Origin of the sequence: Micromonospora humi, from assembly GCF_900090105.1 — a bacterium.
GTDB lineage: Bacteria > Actinomycetota > Actinomycetes > Mycobacteriales > Micromonosporaceae > Micromonospora > Micromonospora humi.
In genome coordinates this window covers 81,722-107,949 of record NZ_FMDM01000015.1, presented here as the reverse complement: position 1 = coordinate 107,949, position 26,228 = coordinate 81,722, and the positions used below count along the sequence as shown (strand labels likewise).

Genomic DNA, 26,228 nt, shown 5'->3' with positions numbered 1-26,228 from the left:
TTTTGCGCAGACCCAGTTTCGCGCACTACTGTGCACGCAATCAATCACCGTACGTGCACAGTCAGGGGAGGCCCCCGCGGTGGACCGCTACGCGCGTTGGAACGCGCTGCTCGAGATGCTGACCGACAGCGGCCGGGTCAGCGTCGAGGAGGCGGCCGAGCGGCTGGAGGTCTCCCAGGCCACCATCCGGCGGGACTTCGACCAGCTCGCCCAGCAGCAGATGATCACGCGGACCCGGGGTGGCGCGGTCGCCAACGGCGTCTCCTACGACCTGCCGCTGCGCTACAAGACCGCCAAGCACTCGGCGGAGAAGCAGCGGATCGGCGCGGCCGCCGCCGCGCTGGTCTCTCCGGGCACCGTGGTCGGCCTGAACGGCGGCACCACGAGCACCGAGGTGGCCCGGGCCCTGGCGGTCCGCCCGGATCTCAACACCAGCGCCGAGGGCGCCCAGCTCACCGTGGTCACCAACGCGCTGAACATCGCCAACGAGCTGCTGGTGCGCTCGCGGATGAAGGTGGTGGTGGCCGGCGGCGTGGTCCGGCCGAAGTCGTTCGAACTGGTCGGGCCGCTGGGCGGGGCGCTGCTGCGGGAGGTGACGCTCGACGTGGCGCTGCTCGGCGTGGACGCGATAGACCCGCAGCTGGGCGCCGCTGCGCACCACGAGGGTGAGGCGGCCATGAACAGCCTGATGGTGGCGCGGGCGAAGCGGGTCGTGGTCATCGCCGACTCGTCCAAGCTGGGTGGTCACGCGTTCGCCCGGATCTGCCCGGTCGACCGGATCGAGACGCTGGTGACGGACTCGGGGGCCGCCCCCGCCCTGGTGCAGGCGTTCCGGGACGCCGGCGTGCACGTCGTCTGCGCCTGAGCGGGACACGCCGATACTGCATACCCGGTATTGCCTTCCCGTGCATACCGCGTATGGTGTCGCTGTCACCTAACTCATCGGGGGAGGTCAGCTGTGTCGGCTGTCCTGGAGATCGAAGGTCTCCGCAAGACGTACCGGAGCCGGAAACGCGGGGTCCGCCACGCGCTCGACGGCTTCGACATGCGGGTCGAGGCCGGCCAGGTGCACGGCTTCCTCGGCCCCAACGGTTCCGGCAAGACCACCACGCTGCGTACGCTGCTCGGGCTGATCCGGCCCAACGGCGGCCGGATGGCCATCCTCGGCCAGGAGTTGCCGCGGGCGTTGCCGGCGGTCGCCGGTCAGGTCGGCGCCATCGTGGAGAGCCCACAGTTCTTCCCGCACTTCACCGCGCGGGACACCCTCGGCCTGCTCGCCCAAGCCGGCGAGCTGCCGCGCCGGCGGGTCGACGAGGTGCTGGAGCAGGTCGGGCTGCGCGACCGGGCGGGGGAGCGGGTGAAGACCTACTCGCTCGGCATGAAGCAGCGGCTCGCGGTCGCGTCCGCGCTGCTCAAGGACCCGAAGCTGCTGATCCTGGACGAGCCGGCCAACGGCCTCGACCCGGGCGGCATCCGGGAGATGCGCCGGCTCATGCGCGAGCTGGCCGAATCCGGGATGACCGTGGTGCTCTCCAGCCACATCCTCGGCGAGATCCAGCTCATCTGCGACTCGGTCACCATCATCTCGCTCGGCCGGCGGGTCGCGTTCGGACCGGTCGACCAGGTGCTCGCGGCGCACTCCCAGAACAGCGTGCGGGTCCGACTGGAGGCGGTCACCGACCTGCCCCACGCGGCGGAGACGCTGACCCGCTCCGGGATCCGCGTCGCCGCCGCCGAGCCCGACCACCTGATGCTCGCCGACGTCGACAAGCCGGCCGAGGTCAGCCGGATCCTCGCCGAGCAGGGCCTCTACGTCAGCGAGCTCACCCCGGTCGCGGTCGACCTGGAGAGCGTGTTCCTCGAACTGACCGCCACCGCGCCGGTCCCCGGCCAGAACCGTCAGGTCGATCAGTCCGCCAAGGTCGACCAGACCGGCACCGCAGGAGGTTGGGGCGCATGAGCCTGTTCGTCACCGAGCTGCGCCGGCTCACCAAGCGCCGGCTCACCCGGCTCATGCTGGTCCTGCTGGTGCTCGGGCTCGCCACCGTGGCCACCGCGTTCAGCTTCTCCAGCCACAAGCTCTCACCCGAGGTGGTGGCCGCCGCGCAGGCCGAGTCCGACGCGCAGTACAAGCGGTCGGTCCAGGAGTGGCAGCGCACGGTCACCGAGTGCGAGGCCGCCCAGGCCAAGGGCGAGCAGACCGAGGAACGGTACGGCCAGAACTGCGGCAAGGACTACCAGCCGCAGCCGGAGATGTTCGACCCGAAGTGGAACCTGCCCTACCAGTTCGACTTCCGGGCCGAGTTTCCCATGTTCATCGCCGTGTTCGCCGGCGCGGTGGCGCTCTTCGCGTTCATCGTCGGCGCGTCCTTCGTGGGCGCCGAGTGGAACACCGGCGGGATGATGAACCTGCTGCTCTGGCGACCGAAGCGGCTGGCCGTGCTGGGCACCAAGCTGGCCGCGCTGCTCACCACCGTGCTCGGGCTGAGCGTGGTGCTGGGCGCGTTGTGGACGGCGGCGTTCTGGCTGATCGGCACGTCCCGGGGCACCACCGCGAAGATGACCGCCGGGGCGTGGCGCTCGATCGGGCTGGACGGGCTGCGCGCGGTGGCGCTGATCCTGGTCGTCGGCGCGGTCGCCTACGCGCTCGCCTCGCTGGGCCGGCACACCGCGATGGCGCTCGGTGCGGCGGTGGCGCTCTTCGCGATCAGCGAGATCGGCATCCGGATCGCGGTCGGCGTGCTGGGGGTGTCCTTCGGCGAACGCTACGTGCTCTCCACGTACGCCCAGTCGTGGTTCATGAAGCAGGCGGAGCTGTTCGACTACGACACCTGCCAGTTCGCCAAGGGCGCCTGCGAGCCGGCCAAGTACGTGGTCACCTGGGAGCAGTCGGCAGTGGTGTTCGGCATCGGCGCGGTGGCGGCCCTGGTCGCCGCGTTCTGGGCGATGCGCCGGCGGGACATCGCCTGACCGTGGTCCGCGCCGCCGGCCGACGCCGGCGGCGCGGACCACGCGGCCGGTGCGTCCGGTGGCGGCCCTGGTTACGCTGGGGTTCCCCCGACCGGCGCGTCTCCCGCGCCGGTCATTCGCCGTCGGAGAGGAGCGCCATGTCCGCCGACGCCACCGACCGGGCCGCCGTCGACGAGTCGGCCACGACCAGGGGTACGCGCCGGAGCGCCGGCCTCTCCGTGCCGCCGCCCCGCCCCGCCCCGCCGGTCGAGTCCGCGCCTCCGGTCGAGGCCGAGCCCCGGTCGACGGCCGAAGCCGCGGCGCTCGCCGAGCCGGCCACCGCTGCCGACGAGGCTCGGCGCGATGCCGACGAGCCCGGACCTGCTGCCGGACCGGCCGGTGGGCTCACCGAGCGGGAGCGGCGGATCCTCGACTTCGAGGCGCAGTGGTGGAAGCACGCCGGCGCCAAGGAGCAGGCCATCCGGGACACGTTCGGCCTCTCCGCGACGCGCTACTACCAGTTGCTCAACGCGCTGCTGGACCATCCGGCCGCGCTGGCCGCCGAGCCGCTGCTGATCGGCCGGCTGCGCCGGCTCCGCTCGTCACGGGCGCGCAGCCGGCGACGCTGACCGGCCTCACTTCTCGTACGAGCGCAGCCCGTTGCCGATGGCGAAGAACGTCGGCGCCCACTCGCCGATGAAGATGCCCCAGCGGTCGGCCCGGTCCACGCCGGCGCGTTCCAGGCTCTTGGAGAGAAACCAACTGGTGAACGAGAGCCCGATGCTGACGAACCCGGCCAGGTAGGCGTGTTCCGCGCGGATTCCCGACTCGTGCAGCCGCTCCAACATGGTGATCCCCCTGTCACGGTCCGAGCAGGTCGAGACCGACGCTACCGGCTGCGTCAGGGTCGTGACGTCGAGTTGACCGGATGTGCGGCATGGCCGCGCACCCTCCGGGTAAGGCGGCGGGCGGCGACGGAGGGAGTGGATCGATGGGGGCACCGGACCGCCGGTACGCGACCGGCAGCGCGACGACCCGACCGGTCGGTGCGGCACCGATGATGCGCGTCCGTACCGCCTCCGACCCGGCACCGGGTCGGCCGGAGAACGAGGACCTGGTGTTCCGGTTCGGTCCGCTCGTCGGCATCCTGGACGGGGCGACCGTGCCGGCGGGCTTCGACACCGGCTGCGTGCACGGCCCGGCCTGGTACGTGCGGCATCTGGCCGCCCGGATCGCCCTGGCGGTCGCCGCGCGCCCGGCGGCGACGCTGATGAGCAGCCTGGCGGCGGCGATCCTGGCGGTGCGGGCGGACCACGGCGGCGCCTGCGACCTCGACCACCCGGGCACCCCGTCGTCCACCGTCTGCCTGCTGCGCGAGGGCGGTGACCGCGTCGACCACCTGGTGCTCTGCGACAGCCCGCTGGTGCTGGACACCGGCGACGGGATCGAGGTGGTCTCCGACGACCGGTTGGAGACCGCGCTTGCCGACCTGCGCCGGACCGCCGCCGCGCTGCCCGACGGCGAGGCCGACCCGTCGACCCGGTTCCGGCGGGCCGTGACGGTGCAGCGGACCCGGATGAACCGAACGCACGGCTACTGGGCGGCGGCCGCCGACCCGGACGCGGCGTACCACGCGGTGACCGGGTCGGTGCCGCTGCGCGGGCCGGGGGCGCTGCGTCGGGCGGTGCTGCTCAGCGACGGCGCGTCCTGCGCGGTCGAGCAGTTCGGTCTCTTCGACTGGGCCGGGCTGCTGGAGGTGGTGGCGGTGGAGGGTCCGGAGGGTCTGATCCACCGGGTCCGGGTGGCCGAGCGGGACCACTCCGACCGGCTGCGCCGGCGCAAGCGCACCGACGACGCGTCGGTGGCGCTCTGTGAGTTCGGCCCTCCGGCGTGAGCACCCTCACGCTCGGATCGGACCGGTCGGATGACAACGCAGCGTGAGGCGGAACACCCCGGGGGTACGACCGGCCGCCCCGTTCCGCCGTACCGGCAATGAGTCGGCAAAGGGGTGGACGGGCGCTGCACCGGCCGGCAGACTCCGGCTCGTGACTGGTGCGGTGAAGCTGGAGCCGGTGGACGAGCGGAACCTGGAGCCGTTGCTCTCCGTAGCGGCGGCGGAGGCGGAGCCGGAGGACGTGATGCCTCCGGTGGACGCTCCGGCCGGTTGGTCGCTGGCCCGCCGGGACGCGTTCCGTGAGTTCCACCGGGCCAGCTTCGGCGGGCTGGACGGCCCGACCGGCACCCTGATGTTCGCGATCGTCTCCGGCGGCGAGGTGGTCGGCATGGTGCGGATGGCCCGTCGCGACGAGCCGGGGACGGTGGAGACCGGGATGTGGCTCGGCCGGTCCGCCCGGGGTCGTGGCCTGGGCGCCGCCGCACTGCGCGAACTGCTGCACGCCGCTGCGGCGGCCGGGATGCACACGGTCGTGGCCGACACCACGCCGGACAATGCCGGTGCCATTTCGGTGCTCCGCAAATGTGGCGCGGAATTGCGCGAAGAAGGCGGAAAGACGTTCGCCAGAATGTGTCTGGATTCGGCCCTCCCGACCCACTGAGTCATCGCTTGTCGTTCGGCAACTTTCGCGCGTTCTACCTGCTCGTTGGCGTCCTGATGTGAGGTTTCCACCCCGCTGCGACGCCTATCTGGTTCCACCGAGCAAATGTTTCGCCCATTCTCTGACGGGTACTGCCGGCCGGGTCCGCTGATGCGGGACACCGGTTCGCAGGCCCTTTTCGCTGATCCCCGGCAGTTGTCGTCCGGGCCTGCTCCATCCATCGGGTGTCCCTTTTGCCGGGGAGCGAAGGAGAACTCATGAAGAGCGGAGCTCGGATCGCACTCGCGGTCGGTTTCGGATATGTCCTCGGCCGCCGCCGGAAGCTGCGGACCGCACTCACCCTGGCCGCCGCCGTGGCCGCCGGCCGGGCCAGCCAGAACCCCGGCGGCCTGAAGCAGATGGCCACCGGCCTGCTCGGGGCGAACCCACAACTGGGCAACCTGAGCAAGCTCGGCGCGCCGCTGGTCACCGCCGGCCGGGCCGCGGCGACCGCCGCCGCCGGCAGCGGTATCGACGCGGTCAGCGGTCGGCTGCGCGGCGGCGCGGACGCGTTGCGCCGCCGCTCCGGCGCGCCGGCGGAGGACGGGCAGCGGTCCGCTCCGGACGAGGAGCAGGAACTCGACGACCAGCCCGACGCCGACTACGACGACGACGCGGCCGACGACGAGGACCGCGGCGAGCAGCCGGCCCCCGTGCGCCGACGTCGGGGGCGGTGACCATGCCCACCACCAGCCTCACCGACCGGGCGCGCGACCAGATCGGCGGCGAACTGCGCAACCTCGCCACCGCGATCGGCGAACGCGCCGTGCAGGTGGTGACCGAGCGGGTCACCGGCGCCACCGGGCGGCTCAGCGAGTACGCGAAGCAGGGTGGCGGCCCCGGCCTGGTCGCCGCGGCCACCGGCGCGCAGAAGCTCGCCGACGGCCACTCCCCGCTGAAGGCCATGTTCCATGCCGGCCTGGCCGGCGGTAAGGAGAAGCTGATGTCGGCGTTCGGCGGCGGCAAGGGTGGCAAGGGCGGCGGCAAGAAGCTCAAGGTCACCAACATCGTCGAGACCATCGAGGTCGGCGTGCCGGTCCGGGTGGCCTACAACCAGTGGACCACCTTCGGCGACTTCCCGAGCTTCATGAAGAAGGTCGAGCAGGCCGACAACGACGAGGACGAGAAGATGACCTGGAAGGCCCAGGTCCTCTGGTCGCACCGCACCTGGGAGTCGACGATCGTCCGGCAGATCCCGGACCGGCTCATCCACTGGCGGTCCAAGGGCGACAAGGGTTCGGTCGACGGCACGGTCAGCTTCCACGAGGTCGGCCCCGAACTGACCCGCATCCTGGTCGTGCTGGAGTACCACCCGCAGGGCCTCTTCGAGCACACCGGCAACCTCTGGCGGGCCCAGGGCCGCCGGGTCCGGTTGGAGCTGAAGCACTTCGTCCGGCACGTGATGACCGAGACCGTGCTCGACCCGGACTCGGTCGAGGGCTGGCGGGGCGAGATCCGGGACTCCGAGGTGGTCAAGGACCACGAGACCGCGCTCCGTGAGGAGCAGGAGGGCAGCGGGCGGGAGCCGGGCCACGACGAGGAGCCGGCGGAGGAGCAGCCGCCGCGTCGCCGGCAGCCCGAGCGCGCCCGCCGCCCGCAGCGCGAGGAGCGGGCGCCCCGCGAGGAACGGGCCCGCCGCGCACCCGACGCGCCCCGCCGGCCGGTGGTCCGGCGGCGCCGTGAGGAGCGTGGCGAATGAGCGTGGCGACGGCCGGGCAGCCGGGCGGCGCGCTGGAACGCACCGGCGGCGGCGGTGCGGGCGGCGCGCTCGCCGACGTGGTGGAGACCGTGCTGGACAAGGGCGTGGTGATCGACGCCCAGGTGTCGATCGCCGTGGTCGGGATCCAGCTCCTGGAGATCAACGCACGAGTGGTGATCTCCAGCATCGAGACGTACCTGCGGTACGCCGAGGCGGTCGACCGGATGAGCATCGTGCCGAAGGACCAGAAGACGCTGCCCGACCTGATCGACGGCGCCGCGGGCGCGGCCGCGAAGGGCACGGCGGTGGCCGGGCTGGGCAAGGCGGCGCAGGAGATCAGCGGCGCGGTGGCGGACTCGGTGCGCGATCGTGGCGCCAGGCGCGAACGGTCGCGCCGGCGGGACGGGGAGGACTGAGATGGCCCAGGACAGCGGGCTGTTCATCTACGGCATCGTGCCGTCCGACGTGGAGCCGACCCCCGACGCGGAGGGGGTCGGCTCCCCGCCGGGCGAGGTGAGCGCGGTCCGGCACGGCGAGCTGGCCGCGCTGGTCAGTGAGGTGGTGTTGGAGGAGCCGCTGGGCCGGCCGGCCGACCTGACCGCGTACGAGCGGCTGCTGGACGGCACCGCGGAGGTCGCGCCGGTCCTGCCGGTGCGGTTCGGCACGGTGGTGACCGGCGAGGACGCGGTCGCCGACCTGCTCGACGCGCACCACGACCGGTTCGCCGCCGCCCTGGACGAGTTCGAGGGCCGGGTGCAGTACACCGTGCACGGCCGCTTCGACGAGCAGGAGTTCATCGGCGAGCTGCTCGCCGCCAGCCGGGACGCCGCCGCGCTCGCCGAGCAGGTGCGCGGCCGGCCGGAGGGGCAGAGCCGGGAGCAGCGCATCCGACTCGGCGAGATGATCAGCCAGTCGGTGGAACTGCGCCGGGAGTCCGAGAACCGCGAGTTGATCGACGCGGTGGGCCGGTACGCGGTGGCGGACGCGGCCCGCGCCCCGAGCCACGAGATGGACGCCGTGCACGTCGCGTTCCTGATCGCGGAGGAGGACGAGGACGAGTTCATCGGAGCGGTGGAGGACTTCGCCGAGCAGCGGCGGAAGCTGATCCGGATGCGCCTGATCGGGCCGCTGGCGCCGTACGACTTCGTCAGCGCGCACCAACTGGTGGAGTGAGCATGGACATCCTCTGGACGCTGCTGACCCTGCCCTACGCGCCGGTGCGCGGGCTGACCGCGATCGTCAAGGTGGTCGCCCGGGAGGCGGAGTCGCAGCAGCACAGCCCGGTCAACATCCGGCGGGAGCTGGAGGAGCTGGACCGGGCCGCGACCGCCGGGGAGATCACGCCGGAGGAGCGGGACCGCGGGCAGCAGCAGGTCCTGGAACGGTTGACCGGGCCGGCCGCCGGCCGTACCCCGTCGGACCGGAACGGGGCGGCGCGGCGGCCGGCGGCCGCGCGGCGGGAGACCACCGACCGCCGGGGCGGGCCGCGCCGGCCACGAGGGGGGCGACGATGACATCCGCGCGGACCCGGGACGACCGCGAGCGGTATGACGAGGACGAGATCAGCGCGGCCCAGGCGGCCCGCGAGGGGCAGCGTCAGGTGGTGGCGCTGACCGGCCGGGACGCGCTCGGCATCACCTCGATCCAACCCACCGACGACGGCTGGCTGGTCGGGGTGGAGGTGGTCGAGGACCACCGCATCCCGGCCTCGACCGACCTGCTCGGGCTCTACGAGGTCGAGCTGGACATGACCGGCAGCCTGCTCGGCTACCGGCGGACCCGCCGCTACCAACGCGGCAAGGGCGACGGGGGCTGACATGAGCCAAGCGTCGACGCCACCCGTGGTGCAGAACTCGGGCCAGGTGCTGCCGGCCGGCAACGAGCCGGCGAACCTCGGCGACATCCTGGAACGGGTCCTGGACCGGGGCATCGTCATCGCCGGTGACATCCGGGTCAGCCTGCTCGACATCGAACTGCTGACGCTCAAGCTGCGGCTGGTCATCGCCTCGGTGGACACCGCACGGCAGATCGGCATCGACTGGTGGGAACACGACCCGTGGCTCAGCTCCCGGGCCCGCCCGCCGGTGGAGCCGGGTCCGCGCGACCCGGAGGAGGTCGAGGCGTCGCGCCGGCCGCGGGTCGCCGCCCGGGCCGCGAGGAGGGACCGGGATGAACGGTACGACCGCTGAGCCCGTCCCGGTCGCGCCGACGCTCGGGACCGGCGTCTGGCTGCACGCGGTGGTGGCCGAGGTGGACCCGGCGTCCCTGGTCGGGATCGCCGGGATCGCCGGCACCCCGGTGCGTGCAGTCGCGGGCGCCGGCCTGGTCGCCGTGGTGGCCGACGTCCCGCTGACCGAGTACGGCGAGGAGGCGTTGCGCCGCAACCTGGAGGACCTGGGTTGGTTGGAGCGGGCCGCCCGGGCGCACCACGCGGTGGTGGACGCGCTCGCCCGCACCGTCGCCGTGGTGCCGGCCCGGCTCGCCACCGTCCACCGCGACGACGACCGGGTGGTGCGGGCGCTGGCCGAACGGCACGACGCCCTGGCCGACACGTTGGCCCGGCTCACCGGCCGCGAGGAGTGGGGCGTCAAGGGGTACGTGGTGCCCGGCGCCACCCCGCGCGTCGAGGAACCCGCCGGCGGGGGTGGGGCGGGCGCCGCGTACCTGCGGCGACGGCGGGCGCAGCTCACCGCGCGGGAGGAGGGGCAGCGGATCGCCGCCGACGCGGCGGCCACCGTGCACGCCGCGCTGGCCGGGCACGCGGTCGCCGCCCGGCGGCACCCGCCGCAGGACCGGCGGCTGTCCGGCGCGGCCACCGCCATGGTGCTCAACGGCGCCTACCTGGTGGAGCGCACCCGGGTGGACGCGTTCGCCGCGCTCGCGGGGGAGCTGGCCGAGCGGCATCCGGAACTCCGGTTCGAGCTGACCGGGCCGTGGCCGCCGTACTCCTTCGTGGCCGAACCGGCGGCGGAGCCGGCATGGGAGTGACGGCGCTGGCGCCGAGCAGCGCCGACGACCCGGCGGCCTACCAGCAGGTCGCGCTGGTCGACCTGCTCGACCGGGTCCTCGCCACCGGCGTGGTGATCACCGGGGACATCACGTTGGCGATCGCGGACGTGGACCTGGTCCGGATCTCGCTGCGCGCGCTCGTCGCGTCCGTCGGCGCGCTCGTGCCACCCGGATCGGCGACCGGCCCGCTCGTCCTGCCGGGTCCGGCGGTCGGACCGCTCGCCCCGGCCGATTCCGTCGGCGGCCCGCCCGCCCCGGCGGTGCTGCCGTGACCGGCCACGCGGCGGAAGCCCCGCGCGGGCACGCCGTGACCGGCCGGGACGAGGCGGCCGAGCTGGCGGCGGCGCTCGGCGAGCCGCAGTGGCAGGCGCCCCGGGTGCGGCCGCTGGACCGTCGGCTGGCGGTCGACGAGAACTCGGTCGAGCGTGGACTGGCCAGCCTGGTGCTCACCGTCATCGAGCTGCTCCGCCAGCTCATGGAACGGCAGGCGCTGCGCCGGGTCGACCTCGGCGACCTCACCGACGACCAGATCGAGCGGATCGGCGCCACGCTGATGGCGCTGGAGGAGCAGATGTCCCAGCTCCGCGACTACTTCGGCCTGGCCGCCGAGGACCTCAACCTGGACCTGGGCCCGCTGGGCCCCCTCCTCCCCACCGACTGACCGCCCGCCGCACGCCCGAGGCGGCGTCGATCATGAAGTTGGCGGCACCGACGGAGATCCGGATCGCGGTCAACCTCATGATCGACCGAGGGTCGGGGTCCGGGGGTCGGGTCAGCGGTGGCGGTCCGCGTAGGACCTCAGGCGGGCCAGTTGCGCCGGGTCCAGGGACGGGCGGACCCGGGCGCGGGCCGCCTCGACGTGCGTCGCCGTGACCGTGCTCGCGGTGAGGGACTCGCGCATCGCGGCCAGGGCCGCCTCCCGGACCAGCGCCGTGCAGTCGGCGGCGGAGAAGCCGTCCAGCTCGGCGCCGAGCGCGTCCAGGTCGACGTCCGGCGCGAGCGGGACGTGCCGGGCCGCGGCCCGAAGGATCTCCGCGCGGGCCGGCCCGTCCGGCGGCGGCACGTAGACCGGGCGTTCCAGCCGGCCGGGGCGCAGCAGCGCCGGGTCGACCAGCTCCGGCCGGTTCGTCGCGCCGACCACCACCACGTTGCGCAGCGCCTCCACCCCGTCCAGCTCGGTGAGCAGCGCGGCGACCACCCGGTCGGTGGTGCCCCCGTCAGTGGCCTGGCCGCGCACCGGCGCCAGCGCGTCCACCTCGTCCAGGAAGACCAGCGTGGGCGCCGCCTCGCGGGCCCGGCGGAACAGCTCGCGGACCGCGCGTTCGCTCTCACCCACCCACTTGGAGAGCAGCTCGGCGCCCTTCACCGACAGCACGTTCGCCCGGCCGGCGCCCGCCAGCGCGGTGACCAGGTAGGTCTTGCCGCAGCCGGGCGGACCGTAGAGCAGCACACCGCGCGGCGGCGTCACGCCCAGCCGGGCGAACGTGTCCGGATAGGTCAGCGGCCAGAGCACCGACTCGGTCAGGGTCTGCTTCACCTCGTGCAGGCCACCGACGTCGTCGAGCGTCACCGAGGCCAGCTCCAGGGTGGAGGCGGCCATCGTGGTCGCGCGGACCACTTCCCGCGCGGCGGTGAAGTCGGCCATCGCCACGGTCGGCGTCTCCGCCGTCTTCTGCCGCAGCGCCGCCCGCACCCCGGCCTCCCGCACCAGCGCGGCCAGGTCCGCGGCGACGAAACCAGGGGTACGCGCCGCCACCTCGTCCAGCCGGACGTCGCCGGCCAGCGGCACCTGCCGGGTGAGCACGGTCAACTGCTCCCGGCGCAGCGCCGGGTCGGGCAGCCCGACGGTGATCCGCAGCGCCAGCAGGTCCGGGCCGCGCAACGCCGCGTCCACCGCCTCCGGCCGCCCGGTGGTGCAGACCACCGCCGCCCCGGCGCGCAGGACCTCGTCGACCAGCTGCCGGAACACGGTGGCCAGCGGACCCGGGTCGTCGGCCGGAGCGAGCGCCTCCACGTCGGTGACCAGCAGCACGGCGGGTCCGTCGGCGCGTACCGCCGCGGCCGCCTCCCGCAGCCGGCGGGCCGCCGCGTCGGTGGCCAGCGCGGCCAGCTCCGGTGCCCAGAGCGGGCGGATCGACGCGCCCACCCGGGCGGCGACGGCCCGGACCAGCGACGACTTGCCCGAGCCGGCCGGACCCTCGACCAGCACACCGAGCGAGACCGTGGTGGCCAGGCGGCCCAGCACCTCCCGGTGGTGGAAGCCCAGGTCCAGCAGTTCGGTCAGCTCCTCGGCCTGCGCCCGCAGGCCCGGCAGCTCGTCCACGTCGGGCGCGTCCTCCGGCCCGAGCAGCCCGCCGGCCGGGAGCCGACCGCCCGCGGCGGCCGTGCCGGTCGGCGACGGCGAGCCGGGGGTCGGGCGGGCGGTGGCCCCGTTCCGAGGGCCGGAGCCGTGGGTCTCGGCGCCGTGCTCCCAGCCCACCACCGTGTCCATGGTGACCAGCGCACCGCCGGCCGGCTCGGCCGCCACCACGTCGAGCAGGGTGCTGGTCCAGGCGTACCCGACGGAACTGGCGAGGCTGCGCCGCGCGGCCTCGACCAGGCCGCGCACGGCGGCGTCCGGGAGCACGTCCTGCGGCAGCAGCGAGACGTCGTCACCGGCGGTGACCACCTTGCCCAGCAGCGCGAGCCGCAGCATCTCCGGGGGCACCGCGGCGGTCACCGCCACCGGGCCGGTCAGGGTGACCCGGGTCGCCGGGGTGCAGGGCAGCGGGCTCACCGTGACCTGGCCGCCGGCCCGCAGGCCGAGGTTGCCGAGCAGCAGGTCGTCGGCGTGGAGCAGGAGACTGCTCGTGCCCGGGTCGGCGGCTGCCGCGATGCCGGCGGTCACCCGCCGGCCGGTCAGCCGCACCGGGTCGCCCGGACGCAGCGCCAGCGCGGTCAGCACCTCGGGGTGCAGACGCACGACGCCGCGGCGGGCGTCCAGCGCGGCCGGCCGCAGGCTCGCGGTCAGGGTCAGGTCGGGTTCCGCCACCCGCCGACAGTAGCTGCCGGCCCGGGACCACCGCGCGGCTCAGCGTGCGCCCGGGTCCTCCAGCAGTGAGGGGTCGCGCCGGATCATCTCGGCGAGCCGGGCCGCCGGATCGGCCTCCAGCGGGTCGTTGCCGGGGGCGACCACCGTCTTCACCGACATCGGCCAGGCCGGCGGCGGCGTCGGTGCGGGCACCGGACCCACCGTCACCGCCGGGCCCGCCCAGGAGACCCGCAGCGGGTACGCCTGCTCGCCCACCTCCACCCGCAGCGTCACGGCGAGCCCGGGGTGCTCGGCGACCACCCGTCGCACCGCCTCGGCGACCTCCTCGACCGGGTCCCGGCGCGGCGGCGTCTCGCCACCCCGCAGCGCCACGCCGCCCCGCAGCCGGTACGCACCGTGCCCGGCCCGGCGCTCCGCCGGCTCCACCGGTTCCGGGACGGGCGTCCCCCGGTCGATCCCCCCGGCCGGTTCGTCCGGCAGCGGCACGCGGCGGCGCTGCGCCTCCTCCCGCCGCGCCAGCCGGGCCAGTGTCTCGTCCAGATCACCTCTCATCGCGTCCACCCCTTCGCAGATCACGGACCGCACCGACGGGCGGTTCAGCGTTCCCGGGCTCGGGTCGCCCGGTCCAGCGCCCGATCGAGGACGACCAGCAGGGCGTCCCGTACGGAGAGCCGGTCCCGGGCGTCGAACTGCACCAGCGGCACGTGCTCGGCGATCGCCAGCGCCCAGCGGATCGACGGCAGGTCCAGGGCCAGCCGCCCGTCGAAGGCGTTGACGCCCACGGCGAACGGCAGCCCGGCCCGCTCGAAGAAGTCGATCGCCGGGTAGCAGTCGTCGAGCCGGGCGCTGTCCACCACCACCAGCGCGCCGAGCGCGCCCCGGGCCAGGTCGTCCCACATGAAGCCGAACCGGGCCTGGCCGGGCGTGCCGAAGAGGTAGAGCTTCAGGCTGCGGTCGATGGTGACGCAGCCGAAATCCATGGCCACCGTGGTGGTGGTCTTGCCGGCCACCCCGCCCGGGTCGTCGACGCCGATCCCGGCGGTGGTCATCTCCGCCTCGGTGGTCAGCGGCGCGATCTCGGAGATCGCGCCGACCGTGGTGGTCTTGCCGACGCCGAAACCGCCGGCGATCAGGATCTTCACCGGGATCGGCGGTCGGGGCGCGGGCACCCGGCTGACGATCGGGGTCGGCTCCCCGGGCCCGCTCGGTGGCCGGTACGGCAGCGGTGGCCCGGCCGGTGGGGGCGGCGTGGCCCGGCCGATCAGCGGGGCCGGGTTGCCGTAGCGGGCGGGGGCGCTGTTCGCGGCCGGCCCGCCCTGGCCGGCCGCCCGCCATTCAGGAGATCGCACGAAGTCCATCAATCACTCGCAGGATGAGGTCGGGATCGAGGGCGTCGTCGACGTCCGCGACGTGCACGTCGAGGTGCCCGGCGGCGCGCAGGTCGCCGACCAGCACCCGGGTCACCCCGAACTGCAACCGGGTCCGGGCGGAGATCTCGGCGACCGACACCGGCTCGGCGCAGATCGCGACGATCGTGGCCAGCTCCGGGGCCAGTCGAGCGGTCACCGCCCACGAACTGCTGCCCGGGCGGGCGGTCACCTGGGTCTCCAGGCCGATCGACGGGTCGCCGTCCACCCGGCCGGCGGTCAGCACGAACGGGCGTGGGCCGGGTGGCTCCCCGTCGCCGTCGTCCGCTGCCGGAGCCGGAGCCGGGGTGGACGCGCGCAGGAAGGGGCGGATCCGGACGCCGGGCTCCGGCTCCGGGTCCCCACCGGCGGCCCCCGGGATCATTGCTGGACGGCGTTCTTCAGTTCGGCTATCAGGCGGGGGCTCAGGGCGCCACCGGCGCGGCCGGCGAAGAGCGTCATCTCGTACGCCACGGTGCCCAGGTTGGCCGTGCGGTCGGCGACCACGCCGAGGACCGAGCCACTGCTGATCGAGCTGATGAGCAGGTAGCCCTCGGCCATGTCGACGATCACCCGGTTGAGCCCGCCCAGCGCGTACCAGCTCGCGGCGCCGCCGGCCAGACTGGTCATGCCGGAGACCACGGCGGCGAGGCGTTCCGCGTTGGACCGGTCCTTGATCGCGGACATGGCCATCAGCAGCCCGTCCGAGGAGACTGCGATCGCCTCCATCACCCCGGCCGTGCTCGAGGTGAACGAGTCGAGCAGCCAGTTGAAGGTGCGCGCCTCGGGGCTGAGGTCGCCGGTGCTCTGTTCGACGTTGTCGTGCAGGAACGGGCTGGTCACCGTGATGGATCCTCTTCGTAGCGGCGGTCGGGACTGACTTCGCGCAGCGCGCGGGCGACGCCCGCCTCGAACTCGGTGACGAGGTTGCGGACCTCGACGGGGTCACCGGGATCGGAGCTGGTGGGGGGTGCGGGCGGCACCGGGGAGACGGACAGGTTCGCCCCGGGCACCCGGCGGCTGAGCCGGGGTCGTTCCGGCTCGGGCTCGGGCGGCGTGACGTCGTCCTCCGCCCGGCGTACCCCGTCCTGGAACGCCTCCACCAGGGCGCGGACCGTGGCCGGGTCGTCGGGGACGCCGATCAGCGGTCCGATCACCGGCCCGGCCGGCGCGGCCGGGGGGCCGGCCGGCAGGTTCGCCCCGGGTACCCGCTTGCGGATCGGCCGGGTCCCGGCCGGCCCGGCCGGCGCGCCGACGGGGCCGGGGGAGGACGGGGCGGCGGCCGGCCGGTCGGCCGGCGCGGGGGGTGACCCGGGCGGCGGGTAACCGGCGGGCGGTGTCGGGCGGCGCGGCGCGGCGGGTGGCGCGGAACGGGCCGGACCGGTGGGTGGCGCGGCGTGGGCCGGACCGGAGGGTGGCGCGGAACGGGCCGGGCCGGTGGGTGGCGCGGCGTGGGCCGGACCGGTGGGTGGCACCGGGCGGGTGGGAAGGGGTGCGGGGCCGGTCGTCGGCCCGGCGGCCGGGGGAGCGGCCGGTGCCGGGCCGACGACCGGTGTCGGCGGGGTGGTGCTCGCGGGACGCGCCGACGGGCCGACGGGCAGCGTGGTGGGCGAGCCGGCCGCGGGCGGCCAGGCGGGCGGCGGGCCGCCGGTGGGGAAGCGGAAGTCCGCGACCGGTGGTTCGTCGGCGGCCGGCGTCACCGGAGCGGACGGCGCCAGGTCCTGCGTGTCGCCCGGCTCCGGCTCGTCGGCCTGGCTGCCGAAGGCGTTCCACGAGTCACCGTGGGAGATGCTGCGGGTCGCCCGGCTCAGCAGTTCGGCGTCGAAGCCGACGGGTTCGCCGGACGTTGGCGGGGCGGCGATCGCGTGCTCCGCGGGCCCCGGTTCCCGCAGCCGCTCGACCGCCGGCACGGTGGCCCGCGCCATGGTCGCGCCCACCGGCTCCGGCCGGCGGATCACCAGCGAGCCGGCCGGGATCTCCACGCCGGCAGTGACGCCGCCGCCGAGCGTCGCCGACAGCCGGACGTGCCAGCCGTGCCGGCGGGCCAACCGGCCCACCACGAAGAGCCCCAGCACCTCGGTCGGGGCGAGGTCGAGCCGCTCCCGGCGGGTGAGCCGGGCGTTCTCCTCGGCGAGCCGCTCCTCGGTGAGTCCGATGCCGTGGTCCACCACGCTCAGCCGGGCACCGCCCTCGGTCAGCTCGCCGGCCACCACCACGCGGGTGTGCGGCGGCGAGAAGGCGGTGGCGTTCTCCATCAGCTCGGCCAACGCCAGCACCAGGTCACCGGCGATCGCGGGCGCCGCCGAGACGCCGGGTGGGACCTGCACGTCGACCCGGGTGTAGTCCTCGATCTCGCCGAGCGCGAGCCGGACCACGTCGGCCAGCGGGATCGGCGCCACGTGGCCGTCCGAGCCGGTGGCGCCGGAGAGCACCACCAGGCTGCCCGCGTTGCGGCGCAGCCGGCTGGAGATGTGGTCCAGCCGGTAGAGGTGCTCCAGCCGGCCCGGGTCGGCCTCCTGCCGCTCCAGCCGGTCGATCAGCGCGATCTGGCGGCCGACCAGGTTCTGCGTACGCCGGCCGACGTGGCCGAACATCTGCGCCACGTTGCGCCGGCCGGCCACCTGCCGCTCGACCAGCCGGGCGGCGGTGTGCTGCACCCGGTCGAAGGCGCGGGCCAGGTCACCGATCTCGTCCCGGGCGCCGACGTCCACCGGGTCGAGACGCACCGGCGGCACCGACTCGGTCTCGTCGTCGGCCACCCGGGTCAGCTCCGCCTCGGTCACCCGGGCGACGCGCTCGGCGGAGCGGGTGAGCCGGCTCAGCGGGCGGGACACCGTACGGGCCACCGTCATGCTGAGCAGCACGACCAGGAGCAGGATCACGGCCGCCGCGCCGGCGACCAGCCAGGCGGTGGTGAGCGCGTTCCGCTCCTCGGTCCGGGTCTCCGCGATCACGTCCGCGACGACCTTCTTCTCCACGAACTGGCCCAGCGTGATCATCGAGCGGACCGAGGGGAAGAGCGCGTCCAACGGCACCGGGGCGATCGCCCCCACCGGGTCCCGGACGCTGTCCACCAGGAAGGTCGGGCTGGTCCGGGCGGCCACCGCCGCGTCGTCCAGCAGGGCCAGCTTGAGCTGCTCGGGCGTGATCAGCCGGCGGAAGCGCCGGTTGTCCACGTTGAGCGCGGCGATGCAGGCGATGTACGAGGCGGACACCCTCGGGTCGCCGGTCGCCCGGACCAGCACGATCTGGGTGGCGCAGGAGCTCAGCGCCTCGTCGGTGCGCAGCAGCGCGTCCAGCGCGAGCACCTGCCGTCCGGCCGAGGTCTCGGTGTCCACCTGGAACGGCAGCCGCAGCGAGTCGATCAGGGCGGTGTCGACCGCGGCGAACGTGGTGATGATCTGCTCCGGCGTGGCCCGGCCGGCGAGTGTCGCGGTGCGGACGTCGGCCAGTCGGCGTACCCCGTCGAGGGACTCGCGGACCGGCGTCGGCAGCGTGTCGGCACGCAGGTCGGCGACCCGGTCGTCGACGGTGGCGGACTTCTGGATGAGTTCGGTGCGGGTCACCCGGCCGAGCATCAGCCCGATCGAGAGCAGCCGTTCCTGCTGGAGGTCCTGGACGAGGCTGCCGAGCCGGCTGGCGACGCGGACCGTCTCGGCGGTGTCGGCGGCCCGCTGCGCGGCGGCGACCCGGTCGATGATCACCGGCACGGCCAGCCCGACCATGCTGAGCAGCGGGATGATGACCAGCAGGGCGAGTTTGCCCCGGATCCGCAACCTAGCGAGCAGCATCGAACGGCCTCCACCGCTCGGCCTCGGCACCGGCGCCGACCGCGACGGGCAGACGGTCGGAGTCCCGGGTGGCGGCCGCCGGGTCCGGGCGGGCCGCCGGCGGCAGCGCGATCTCGGGCGGCGCCGGTCGGGTCTCGCCGGCCGGTCGCCGGAAGAGCGTCCCGGCCAGCCCGATCAGCAGCGCGATCGCCACCCCGGCCGCGACCCGGGCCAGCAGCCGGTCCCGGTCGACGGTGTCCAGCCGCTCCTCCAGCAGCGTGTCGAGCTGGTCGAGGATGACGGTGCGGAGCTGCTTGGCGGCCGCCTGCGCGGTGAGGCCGGCGGCGGTGAGCTGGTCGGGGTTCGGCGCGGCACGACCGCCGCCCGCGGCGGTGAACGCCTCCAGCGAGCGTTGGTAGGCGTCCAGCGGGGTGAGCACGTTCCCGCCCAGGTCCGTGCTCTCCGAGCTGTCCACCGCCGCCCGCAGGTCGGCGACCAGGTCGTTGGCCGGGCCGAACGCGGCCACCCGCAGCTCGGCGAGTTCGAGACCGGTCTTCGCGCGCTCGGCGGCGGGCCGGGCGGGGGCCAGCCGGACCAGGTCGGCGAGCCGGCCGGCCAGCGCTATCGCGGTGGGCAGGTCCCCGCCGATCCCGTCCTGGAGGAAGAACGAGTCGGCCTTGGGGTCGCGGATCAGTCCGGAACTCTCCCGTACCTTGCGGTAGAGGGCGAGCAGCAGGTCGTTGGCCTCGCCGTACGCCACGTAGGCGGCCTCCGGGTCGGCGAGCCCGCGGTCCGGCAGCCCTTCCAGCTTGGCCCGCAGCCCGGCCCAGCGTTCGTGGGTGCGCAACTCGTCGCCGACCGCGCTGTCGACGCCGGCCACCTGCTCGATCGCGGCGTTGAGCGCGGTGCGGGAGACCGGCGCCCCGGCGACGGCGGTGGACTGGGCCTCGACCAGCGCGTCGGTGACCGGCCCGAGGGCGCGCAGATAGCGGACGCCGAGCCGTTCCCGGGCGGCCAGGTCGTGGTCGTCCGAGGTGGTTCCCTCGGCCAGCGCGAAGAGCAGGCCGAGCGGGGCGACCAACGCCAGCGCCAGCAGCAGGGGCAGGACGCGGCCGGGTACGGAGGGCCGCCGACGGACCCGCGGCGCGGGAACTGTCATGGTCTGTCTCCTCCGGCGACGGCGGGGCGGTCGGTGCGCGGAAGGTCGCCGTACGCAGTCCCGTGCACCGGACCGGAAAATTAGTCGAACCGGGCGCGGGTGGAGCCGTGGTCGTGGAGTCGGCTTCACGTCAGTTCGTCCGGGGTGACGGAAAGTCGATAAAGGGGACACTCAGCGTCCGATTGAACCGGCGAGACGCGGCATCGGCACTGATTTGCGGCTGTAGATGTGAATTCACGTGATCCGAATACATCCCGCTGGGATGCTCTGGACCTTCTGCGGACGACGGGCGGTACACGCCGAACGGTGCAACCGGACGGCCGTACGGCGGATCTCAGGGAACGCTCAGCCGGCGGGCCGTACCGTGTGCCGCATGAGATCACCGCTGTCCGTCGCGCGGGTCCGGCGCGCCCTGTCCGGCCACCCGCGCCGGATCGTCGCCGCCGTGGTGGTGGTCGTCCTGGTCGCCGCCGCGCTGGTCTGGGTGGTCCGGCCGCAGGGCCCGGACTTCCGGACCGAGTCGGCGCTGGTGAGCGTCCGTTCCGGGCCGGGCGGCGACGAGCCGGTCGACCTGGACACCACGCTCTACCTGCCGGCCGACGCCTCGGAGGCCGACCGGGTGCCGGCGGTGCTGTTGGCGCACGGCTTCGGCGGCACCAAGGAGTCGGTGCGCTCCGACGCGGAGGACCTGGTCGCCCGCGGCTACGCGGTGCTCACCTGGACCGCCCGCGGCTTCGGTCGCAGCGGCGGGCAGATCCACCTGGACAGCCCGGACTACGAGGTGCGCGACGCGCAGCGCCTGCTGGACCGGCTCGCCGCCCGCCCGGAGGTGCGCCTCGACTCGGCCGGCGACCCGCGGGTCGGCGTGGTCGGCGGCTCGTACGGCGGCGGCCTGGCCCTGCTGCTGGCCGCGCAGGACCCCCGCGTCGACGCGATCGTCCCGATGATCACCTGGAACGACCTGTCCCGCGCGTTCCTGCCGGAGAGCACCGGCAAGGCGCCGACCGAGGGCGTGTTCAAGAAGGGCTGGGCCGGGATCTTCTTCGGCGGTGGCGGCAACGCCGGCTCCGGCCCGGCCGGGCTGTCCGGCGCCACCGCCGCCGCGCCGGAGGGCGCGCCCGCCTCGGCCGGGCCGGCGAGCCCGCAGCCGGGCGCCGGCCCGGGCAGCGGTTCCGGCCGGGCACCCGGTGGCGCCGCCGACCCGTCCTGCGGCCGGTTCGCCGCCGACGTCTGCGCCGCGTACCTGCGCATCGCCACCACCGGCCGGGCCGACGCCGCCGCGGTGGAGCTGCTGCGCCGTTCGTCGCCGGCCGGCGTGCTCGATCGGGTCACGGCGCCCACCCTGCTGGTGCAGGGCGAGGCGGACACGCTCTTCCCGCTCGCCGAGGCGGACGCCAACGCCCGCGGCATCGCCGCCGCCGGTACCCCGGTGCGGGTCGCCTGGTTCACCGGCGGCCACGACGGCGGCGCCGGGCCGACCTCCGACTCGGACCGGGTGAAGTTCCTGACCGCGCAGTGGCTCGACCACTACGTCAGGGGGGACGGCCCGGCACCGGGCGACACCTTCACGTTCTCCCGGATCGCCGGGTTCGACGCGCTCGACCGGGGACTGGTGGCCACCGGCTACCGCACCGACGACTACCCGGGCGTGACCGGGCAGGAGCGCCGCGACGTCGCGCTGACCGGCCCGGCCCAGCCGGTCGCGGTGCCGCCGAACGGCAACCCGGCGGCGATCTCCGCGATCCCGTTCGCCGGGGCGCTCGGCTCGCTGCTGGACGGCGTGGCGGGCGACATTCCCGGCCAGCACGCCCGCTTCGAGTCGGCGCCGTTGGACGACCCGGTCGACGTGGTGGGTGCGCCGAGCGTGCGGATCCGGGCCGCCTCGGCGACCGGCGAGGCGGTGCTCTTCGTCAAGCTCTACGACGTCGACCCGCAGGGCGCGGCCACGCTGCCCGACGGCCTGGTCGCGCCGGTGCGGCTGACCGGCCTGCCGGCCGACCTCGACGCCGCGACGCCGGTGACGGTGACGCTGCCGGCGATCGTGCGGCGGGTCGAGGCCGGGCACCGGCTGCGGCTCGTGGTGGCGACGTCGGACCAGGCGTACGCCTCGCCGGCCGAACCGGCGGTGCACACCGTGGCGCTCGGCGACGGCCCGCTGGTGCTGCCCACCGTGGACGCCGCGCCGATCCCCACCTCGGCCGCGGTCTGGCGCTGGGTGCTGGCCGGCCTGCTCGCCGCGATCGTCGTCGGGCTCGTCGTGGTCGTGCTGCTCACCCGCCGCCGGCACCGCCGCCAGGACCGCTCGATCCACCCGGAGTACGCGGGCGTCCCGCTCGCCGTGCGCAACCTGCGCAAGGAGTACGCGGACGGGTTCGTCGCCGTCTCCGACGTCGACTTCGAGGTGCACCCCGGCCAGGTGGTGGGCCTGCTCGGGCCGAACGGCGCGGGCAAGACCACCACGCTGCGCGTGCTGATGGGGTTGACCCAGCCGACCGCGGGCGAGATCTACGTGTTCGGGCACCGGCTGGTGCCCGGCTCGCCGGTGCTCTCCCGGATCGGCGCGCTGGTCGAGGGGCCCGGCTTCCTGCCGCACCTGTCCGGGCTGGACAACCTGAAGGCGTACTGGCGGGCCACCGGCCGGCCGTGGGAGGACGCGCACTTCGACGAGGCGCTGGAGATCGCCGGGCTCGGTGACTCGGTGCACCGGCGGACGAAGAAGTACAGCCACGGCATGCGGCAGCGGCTCGCCATCGCCCAGGCCATGCTCGGCCTGCCCGAGCTGCTGGTGCTCGACGAGCCGACGGACGGGTTGGACCCGCCGCAGATCGCCGAGATGCGCCGGGTGCTCCAGCGCTACGCCACGGACGGTCGGGCGGTGCTGGTCTCCAGCCACCTGCTCGCCGAGGTGGAGCAGACCTGCACGCACGCGGTGGTGGTGAACAAGGGACGGATCGTCGCGTCCGGCCCGGTCGAGGAGATCGTCGGCGAGTCGCCGAGCGTGCTGTTCGAGGTGAGCGACCCGGACGCCGCGCGGTCGGTGCTCGACCGGCTCGGCGGTGTGCGGGTGCTGCCCGACGACGACGGCGCGCTGGTGGTCGACACCAACGGCACCGCCCGCAGCGAGGTGGTGGCCGAACTGGTCCGGGCCGGCATCGGGGTGGACCGGGTGGTGCCCCGGCGCCGTCTGGAGGACGCGTTCCTCGCCCTGGTCGGCGAGAACTCTCGGGGAAGCGGTGACCGGTGATGGTGGGTTCTCAGGTGGCGCCGACGGGCAGTGGCGGGGCGGCGGCCGGCTACCGGCCGTCGGCCACGATGCCGTTCGGCGCGGAGTTCCGGCGGCAGGCGTCGCGCCGGCGTACCCAGTTGGCGCTGGGGTTCATGGTGCTGCTGCCGCTGATCATCCTGGTGGCGTTCCAGTTCGACTCCGGCGACGACGACGGCGGCGGGCGGGGCGAGTTCGCCAGCCTGGCCGACCTGGCCACCTCGGGCGGGCTCAACTTCACCCTGTTCTCGATCCTGGTGTCGGCGTCGTTCCTGCTGGTCGTGGTGGTGGCGCTGTTCTGCGGTGACACGGTGGCCAGCGAGGCGAGCTGGGGCAGCCTGCGCTACCTGCTGGCCGTGCCGGTGCCCCGGGCCCGGCTGCTGGCGGTGAAGCTGGTGGTCGCGCTGGCGTACTCCGGGTTGGCGTTGCTGCTGCTGGCCGGCACCGCGCTGGTCGCCGGCACGCTGCGCTACGGCTGGAAGCCGCTGAGCAGCCAGGTCTCCGCCGAGCTGGCGCCGGGCGACGGGTTGCTCCGGCTGCTCGGGGTGCTCGGTTACCTGGCGGTGGTGCTGCTGGTGGTGGCCGGGCTGGCGTTCCTGCTCTCGGTGACCACTGATGCCGCCCTGGGCGCGGTCGGCGGGGCGGTGCTGCTCTGGATCCTGTCCAGCATCCTCGACCAGATCACCGCGCTGGGCGGGCTGCGCAACCTGCTGCCGACCCACTACAGCAGCGCCTGGCTGGGACTGCTGTCGTCGCCGATGCAGACCGACGACGTGGTCAAGGGCGCGATCTCGGCCGTCGTCTACGCCACGCTCTTCTGGTCGCTGGCGTTCTGGCGCTTCACCCGCAAGGACATCACGAGTTAAGGCGGGGGCCCCGCTTAACGCCTCCGGTAGAGGAAGGGGCCCCGCTTAACACCTCGCGCCCATATCATGGGAGCGTTCCCACGTAATTGTCCCGCCAACAAGGAATTGATTAACTTCAATCTCTTGGCCCACCATCCTGGACGTCGTCCCCACCGTCCCAGGAGGTTTTCCATGGTCCCCGCGCAGTTGAAGGGCCCCGTGCTCTCCCTGTTCCGCATCGTCGTCGGCCTACTCTTCCTGCTCCACGGCGCAGCGTCGATCTTCGGGATACTCGGCGGCAACCCGGTCACCGGCAAGGCGGTCCCGGTCGGCACCTGGCCCGGGTGGTGGGCCGCGCTGATCCAGCTGGTCTGCGGCGCGCTGGTCCTCGTCGGCCTGTTCACCCGGCCGGCCGCGCTGCTCGCCTCCGGCTCGATGGCGTACGCGTACTTCGTGGTGCACCAGCCGCACGGCCTGCTGCCGATCAGCAACGGCGGCGAGGCGGCGGCGATGTTCTGCTGGTCGTTCCTGCTGGTCGCGGTGCTCGGCCCCGGCACCTGGGCGCTCGACGCGCTGCTGTCCCGCCGCCGCTCCGCAGCCCCCGCCGACACCCCGTCGGCCCCCCGCGCGTCCGTCCCCGCCTGAACCCCGCGATCTTGGTGCGGAACCGTCCCCCGAAGGGCGGTTCCGCACCAAGGTCTTCAGCGACACGAGCCGGGATGGGTGGGTCGTCGAGCCGGAAGCGATCCCCTCAGAGGCTTCGCATTCGGTGATCGTGCCACTCGGCCGGTTCCGGCAGACGGGCGAGCGGACGCACCCCTACCGTTCCACTCATCGCCCGATGATGGCGCGAGTGGAACGCCATGGGTGTCTACCGCAGCAGGAGACACCCACACGGTTCCACTCGCGCCTCGATCAGCACGCGAGTGGAACGGTGTGGGTGTCTCGGAGGAGGGTGCGCCCGTCTGCCACGTCGCGCAGTGGGCGGCTCGGGCCTGCGGCCGGGCGTTCGGCGGTGTCACCCCCATGGCCCGCCCGGCACGCCGCAGGCCCGCCCGGTCCGGGCCTGCGGTGATCAGGCGACCCGGTCGGGCGCGGCGAGGACCGCGTGGAGCAGCCCCGGGTAGAGCCGGTCCAGTTCGTCGCGGCGCAACCGCACGTAGCGACTGGTGCCGGCGACCCGGGTGCGGGTGAGGCCGGCTTCGCGCAGCACCTTGAGGTGGTGGCTGCGGGTGGCCTTGGAGACGCCGAACTCGAACGTGCCGCAGGCGTACTCGCCGCCCTCGGCGAGCGCGCGCACGATCTGCAGCCGGACGTCGTCGGCGAGTGCCGCCAGCACGGCGGTGACCGGCACCTCGCGCAGTTCGGGTTCGTGCAGCTCCATGTGACCAGCCTAACCCATGTTCGACTTTCATCGAACAAGCTCCTAGAGTCAGCTCCGTTGGTTCGACAATACTCGAACATTGGAGCTGCGATGCGTACGCGAAACACCGCCTTCCCGCTCTTCGCGGTGCTCGGCTGGGGCGTCATGTTCCCGGTGCTGGCCAGCGCGCTCACCCGGGTCGACGCGCTCAACCTGACCACCGCCCGGTACGTGCTCGCCACCGCCGTGCTGCTCGCCCTGCTGCTGGCCCGCGAGGGGGTCGCCGCGCTCGGCACCGGGCGACGCGGCGTCGAGGTGCTGCTGCTCGGCGGGCTCGGCTTCGCCGGCTTCAACACGCTGACGAACCTCGCTCTCGGATACGCCGCCCCGCAGCAGATCGCCCTCTTCGCGTCCACCGTGCCGGTGGTCACCCAGCTGGTCCGCTGGGCGCGCGACGGCGTACGCCCCCGCCCGGCGCTGTTCGGCCTCTCCCTGGTCGCCCTCGTCGGCGTGGGCCTGGTCATCACCCGCGGCCGGCTCGACGGGCTCGGCCAGTTCGGCGTGGGTGGGCTGTTGATGATCGGCGCGGTGCTCGGCTGGGCGTTCTACACCCACGGGGCGAGCCGGTTCCCCGAGTGGTCCGCGCTGCGCTACACCACGCTGACCGCCGTCGCCGGCACGCTCGCCATGCTCGCCGCCAGCGCCGTGGCCGACCTCACCGGGCTCCAGCACGCGCCGGCCGCCGCCGACCTCGTCGCGGTCGCCCCGCAATTGGCGTACGCGGTGCTGGTCGCCGCCGTCCTGGCGGTGCTGGCCTGGAACACCGGCGTACGCCGGCTCGGCCCGGCCGACGCCGCGCTGTTCATGAACCTGGTGCCGGTGACCACGTTCGCGGTGCAGACCGTGCGCGGCTACCGGCCCGGCGCGGTGGAGCTGGTCGGCGCCGCGCTGACCATCGCCGCCCTGGTGGCCGCGAACCTGGTCACCCGTACCCGGGCCCGGTCGGCGACGGTGACCGCCCCGGCGCCCGACGCGGTCGTCGACCGCCCGGCGGTGGTGGAGCCGGTCGCGGTGGTCGGCCGTTGAGCCGGCCCACTGCGTGGGAACCCCGGGTGGCAACGTCGTGAGCGGCGCCTAGACT

29 protein-coding genes are annotated in these 26,228 nt (G+C 74.4%); 20 read left to right on the top strand and 9 right to left on the bottom strand.

What is annotated here, in order from left to right:
* Positions 1 to 79 precede the first annotated feature (79 nt).
* The 4 genes from GA0070213_RS25240 to GA0070213_RS25225 all read left to right on the top strand — a co-directional run bounded on the left by GA0070213_RS25240 (position 80) and on the right by GA0070213_RS25225 (position 3,578).
* Positions 80 to 865 carry a DeoR/GlpR family DNA-binding transcription regulator gene (locus tag GA0070213_RS25240; RefSeq protein ID WP_091069891.1) on the top strand — a complete coding sequence of 262 codons (786 nt, stop codon included), beginning with the start codon at positions 80 to 82 and terminating at the stop codon, positions 863 to 865.
* Positions 866 to 958: 93 nt separating this feature from the next.
* Positions 959 to 1,960: an ATP-binding cassette domain-containing protein gene (locus tag GA0070213_RS25235; protein ID WP_091069889.1), complete on the top strand. Its 1,002-nt coding sequence runs from the start codon at positions 959 to 961 to the stop codon at positions 1,958 to 1,960.
* Positions 1,957 to 2,970, top strand: a complete 1,014-nt coding sequence (locus GA0070213_RS25230; protein ID WP_091069886.1) for an ABC transporter permease subunit — start codon at positions 1,957 to 1,959, stop codon at positions 2,968 to 2,970. The genes GA0070213_RS25235 and GA0070213_RS25230 overlap by 4 nt, the downstream gene beginning before the upstream one ends.
* Before the next feature lie 137 nt (positions 2,971 to 3,107).
* Positions 3,108 to 3,578, top strand: a complete 471-nt coding sequence (locus GA0070213_RS25225; protein WP_091069883.1) for a DUF3263 domain-containing protein — start codon at positions 3,108 to 3,110, stop codon at positions 3,576 to 3,578.
* A 6-nt stretch (positions 3,579 to 3,584) separates the two neighbouring features.
* Here the strand turns inward: GA0070213_RS25225 and GA0070213_RS25220 are convergent, their stop codons facing one another.
* Positions 3,585 to 3,797 (bottom strand): hypothetical protein, encoded by a 213-nt coding sequence (locus tag GA0070213_RS25220; RefSeq protein ID WP_091069881.1) that lies wholly within the window; start codon positions 3,795 to 3,797, stop codon positions 3,585 to 3,587.
* Between the two features lie 143 nt (positions 3,798 to 3,940).
* Between GA0070213_RS25220 and GA0070213_RS25215 the strand changes: the two genes are divergently transcribed.
* The 12 genes from GA0070213_RS25215 to GA0070213_RS25160 all read left to right on the top strand — a co-directional run bounded on the left by GA0070213_RS25215 (position 3,941) and on the right by GA0070213_RS25160 (position 10,912).
* A complete protein-coding gene (locus GA0070213_RS25215; RefSeq protein ID WP_091069879.1) occupies positions 3,941 to 4,843 on the top strand; it encodes a hypothetical protein in 903 nt (300 codons plus the stop codon).
* Positions 4,844 to 4,994: 151 nt separating this feature from the next.
* Entirely contained in the window at positions 4,995 to 5,504 is a 510-nt protein-coding gene (locus GA0070213_RS25210; RefSeq protein WP_091069876.1) for a GNAT family N-acetyltransferase, read from the top strand.
* A gap of 257 nt (positions 5,505 to 5,761) precedes the next feature.
* Positions 5,762 to 6,220, top strand: coding sequence for a hypothetical protein (locus tag GA0070213_RS25205; RefSeq protein ID WP_245716543.1), 459 nt, complete (start codon positions 5,762 to 5,764; stop codon positions 6,218 to 6,220).
* Between the two features lie 2 nt (positions 6,221 to 6,222).
* Positions 6,223 to 7,242 (top strand): SRPBCC family protein, encoded by a 1,020-nt coding sequence (locus tag GA0070213_RS25200; RefSeq protein WP_091069873.1) that lies wholly within the window; start codon positions 6,223 to 6,225, stop codon positions 7,240 to 7,242.
* A complete protein-coding gene (gene gvpJ / locus GA0070213_RS32835) occupies positions 7,239 to 7,658 on the top strand; it encodes a gas vesicle protein GvpJ (RefSeq protein WP_091069871.1) in 420 nt (139 codons plus the stop codon). Before GA0070213_RS25200 ends, gvpJ (GA0070213_RS32835) begins: the two co-directional genes overlap by 4 nt.
* 1 nt (position 7,659) lies before the next feature.
* Positions 7,660 to 8,415, top strand: coding sequence for a GvpL/GvpF family gas vesicle protein (locus tag GA0070213_RS25190; protein ID WP_091069869.1), 756 nt, complete (start codon positions 7,660 to 7,662; stop codon positions 8,413 to 8,415).
* A 2-nt stretch (positions 8,416 to 8,417) separates the two neighbouring features.
* Positions 8,418 to 8,756, top strand: a complete 339-nt coding sequence (locus GA0070213_RS25185) for a gas vesicle protein GvpG (RefSeq protein ID WP_091069867.1) — start codon at positions 8,418 to 8,420, stop codon at positions 8,754 to 8,756.
* Positions 8,753 to 9,058: a gas vesicle protein GvpO gene (locus GA0070213_RS25180; RefSeq protein WP_091069864.1), complete on the top strand. Its 306-nt coding sequence runs from the start codon at positions 8,753 to 8,755 to the stop codon at positions 9,056 to 9,058. The genes GA0070213_RS25185 and GA0070213_RS25180 overlap by 4 nt, the downstream gene beginning before the upstream one ends.
* A 1-nt stretch (position 9,059) precedes the next feature.
* Positions 9,060 to 9,431, top strand: coding sequence for a gas vesicle protein GvpJ (gene gvpJ / locus GA0070213_RS25175; protein ID WP_091069862.1), 372 nt, complete (start codon positions 9,060 to 9,062; stop codon positions 9,429 to 9,431).
* Positions 9,412 to 10,230, top strand: a complete 819-nt coding sequence (locus GA0070213_RS25170; protein WP_091069859.1) for a GvpL/GvpF family gas vesicle protein — start codon at positions 9,412 to 9,414, stop codon at positions 10,228 to 10,230. Before gvpJ (GA0070213_RS25175) ends, GA0070213_RS25170 begins: the two co-directional genes overlap by 20 nt.
* Positions 10,221 to 10,523 (top strand): gas vesicle protein, encoded by a 303-nt coding sequence (locus tag GA0070213_RS25165; protein WP_091069857.1) that lies wholly within the window; start codon positions 10,221 to 10,223, stop codon positions 10,521 to 10,523. The genes GA0070213_RS25170 and GA0070213_RS25165 overlap by 10 nt, the downstream gene beginning before the upstream one ends.
* The gene (locus GA0070213_RS25160) at positions 10,520 to 10,912 is read left to right on the top strand and encodes a gas vesicle protein K (protein WP_217628657.1); all 393 of its coding nucleotides are present in this window, start codon (positions 10,520 to 10,522) and stop codon (positions 10,910 to 10,912) included. The genes GA0070213_RS25165 and GA0070213_RS25160 overlap by 4 nt, the downstream gene beginning before the upstream one ends.
* Positions 10,913 to 11,023: 111 nt before the next feature.
* On the opposite strand, the gene GA0070213_RS25155 is transcribed toward GA0070213_RS25160, so the two are convergent.
* The 7 genes from GA0070213_RS25155 to GA0070213_RS25125 are packed head-to-tail and all read right to left on the bottom strand — an operon-like array spanning position 11,024 to position 19,617.
* Positions 11,024 to 13,282, bottom strand: a complete 2,259-nt coding sequence (locus tag GA0070213_RS25155) for an AAA family ATPase (protein ID WP_091069855.1) — start codon at positions 13,280 to 13,282, stop codon at positions 11,024 to 11,026.
* Between the two features lie 39 nt (positions 13,283 to 13,321).
* Positions 13,322 to 13,834: a hypothetical protein gene (locus tag GA0070213_RS25150; protein ID WP_091070075.1), complete on the bottom strand. Its 513-nt coding sequence runs from the start codon at positions 13,832 to 13,834 to the stop codon at positions 13,322 to 13,324.
* A 44-nt stretch (positions 13,835 to 13,878) separates the two neighbouring features.
* Entirely contained in the window at positions 13,879 to 14,640 is a 762-nt protein-coding gene (locus tag GA0070213_RS25145; RefSeq protein ID WP_175441482.1) for an ATP/GTP-binding protein, read from the bottom strand.
* Positions 14,618 to 15,073 carry a DUF742 domain-containing protein gene (locus GA0070213_RS25140; RefSeq protein ID WP_091069853.1) on the bottom strand — a complete coding sequence of 152 codons (456 nt, stop codon included), beginning with the start codon at positions 15,071 to 15,073 and terminating at the stop codon, positions 14,618 to 14,620. Before GA0070213_RS25140 ends, GA0070213_RS25145 begins: the two co-directional genes overlap by 23 nt.
* The gene (locus GA0070213_RS25135; RefSeq protein ID WP_091069851.1) at positions 15,070 to 15,531 is read right to left on the bottom strand and encodes a roadblock/LC7 domain-containing protein; all 462 of its coding nucleotides are present in this window, start codon (positions 15,529 to 15,531) and stop codon (positions 15,070 to 15,072) included. Before GA0070213_RS25135 ends, GA0070213_RS25140 begins: the two co-directional genes overlap by 4 nt.
* On the bottom strand, positions 15,528 to 18,479 hold the full coding sequence (locus tag GA0070213_RS25130; protein WP_091069849.1) for a HAMP domain-containing histidine kinase: 2,952 nt from the start codon (positions 18,477 to 18,479) through the stop codon (positions 15,528 to 15,530). The genes GA0070213_RS25135 and GA0070213_RS25130 overlap by 4 nt, the downstream gene beginning before the upstream one ends.
* Positions 18,466 to 19,617 (bottom strand): hypothetical protein, encoded by a 1,152-nt coding sequence (locus tag GA0070213_RS25125; protein WP_091069846.1) that lies wholly within the window; start codon positions 19,615 to 19,617, stop codon positions 18,466 to 18,468. The genes GA0070213_RS25130 and GA0070213_RS25125 overlap by 14 nt, the downstream gene beginning before the upstream one ends.
* Positions 19,618 to 19,990: 373 nt before the next feature.
* On the opposite strand from GA0070213_RS25125, the gene GA0070213_RS25120 reads away from it, so the two are divergent.
* The 3 genes from GA0070213_RS25120 (at position 19,991) to GA0070213_RS25110 (ending at position 24,369) form a co-directional block, all read left to right on the top strand.
* A complete protein-coding gene (locus tag GA0070213_RS25120) occupies positions 19,991 to 22,861 on the top strand; it encodes an alpha/beta fold hydrolase (RefSeq protein ID WP_091069843.1) in 2,871 nt (956 codons plus the stop codon).
* Positions 22,861 to 23,745 (top strand): ABC transporter permease, encoded by an 885-nt coding sequence (locus GA0070213_RS25115; RefSeq protein ID WP_091069841.1) that lies wholly within the window; start codon positions 22,861 to 22,863, stop codon positions 23,743 to 23,745. The genes GA0070213_RS25120 and GA0070213_RS25115 overlap by 1 nt, the downstream gene beginning before the upstream one ends.
* A 171-nt stretch (positions 23,746 to 23,916) precedes the next feature.
* The gene (locus GA0070213_RS25110) at positions 23,917 to 24,369 is read left to right on the top strand and encodes a DoxX family protein (RefSeq protein ID WP_091069839.1); all 453 of its coding nucleotides are present in this window, start codon (positions 23,917 to 23,919) and stop codon (positions 24,367 to 24,369) included.
* 430 nt (positions 24,370 to 24,799) lie between these two features.
* Here the strand turns inward: GA0070213_RS25110 and GA0070213_RS25105 are convergent, their stop codons facing one another.
* Positions 24,800 to 25,108, bottom strand: a complete 309-nt coding sequence (locus tag GA0070213_RS25105) for an ArsR/SmtB family transcription factor (protein ID WP_091069837.1) — start codon at positions 25,106 to 25,108, stop codon at positions 24,800 to 24,802.
* A gap of 90 nt (positions 25,109 to 25,198) precedes the next feature.
* Between GA0070213_RS25105 and GA0070213_RS25100 the strand changes: the two genes are divergently transcribed.
* On the top strand, positions 25,199 to 26,173 hold the full coding sequence (locus GA0070213_RS25100) for a DMT family transporter (protein WP_091069835.1): 975 nt from the start codon (positions 25,199 to 25,201) through the stop codon (positions 26,171 to 26,173).
* The last annotated feature ends 55 nt before the right edge of the window (positions 26,174 to 26,228 follow it).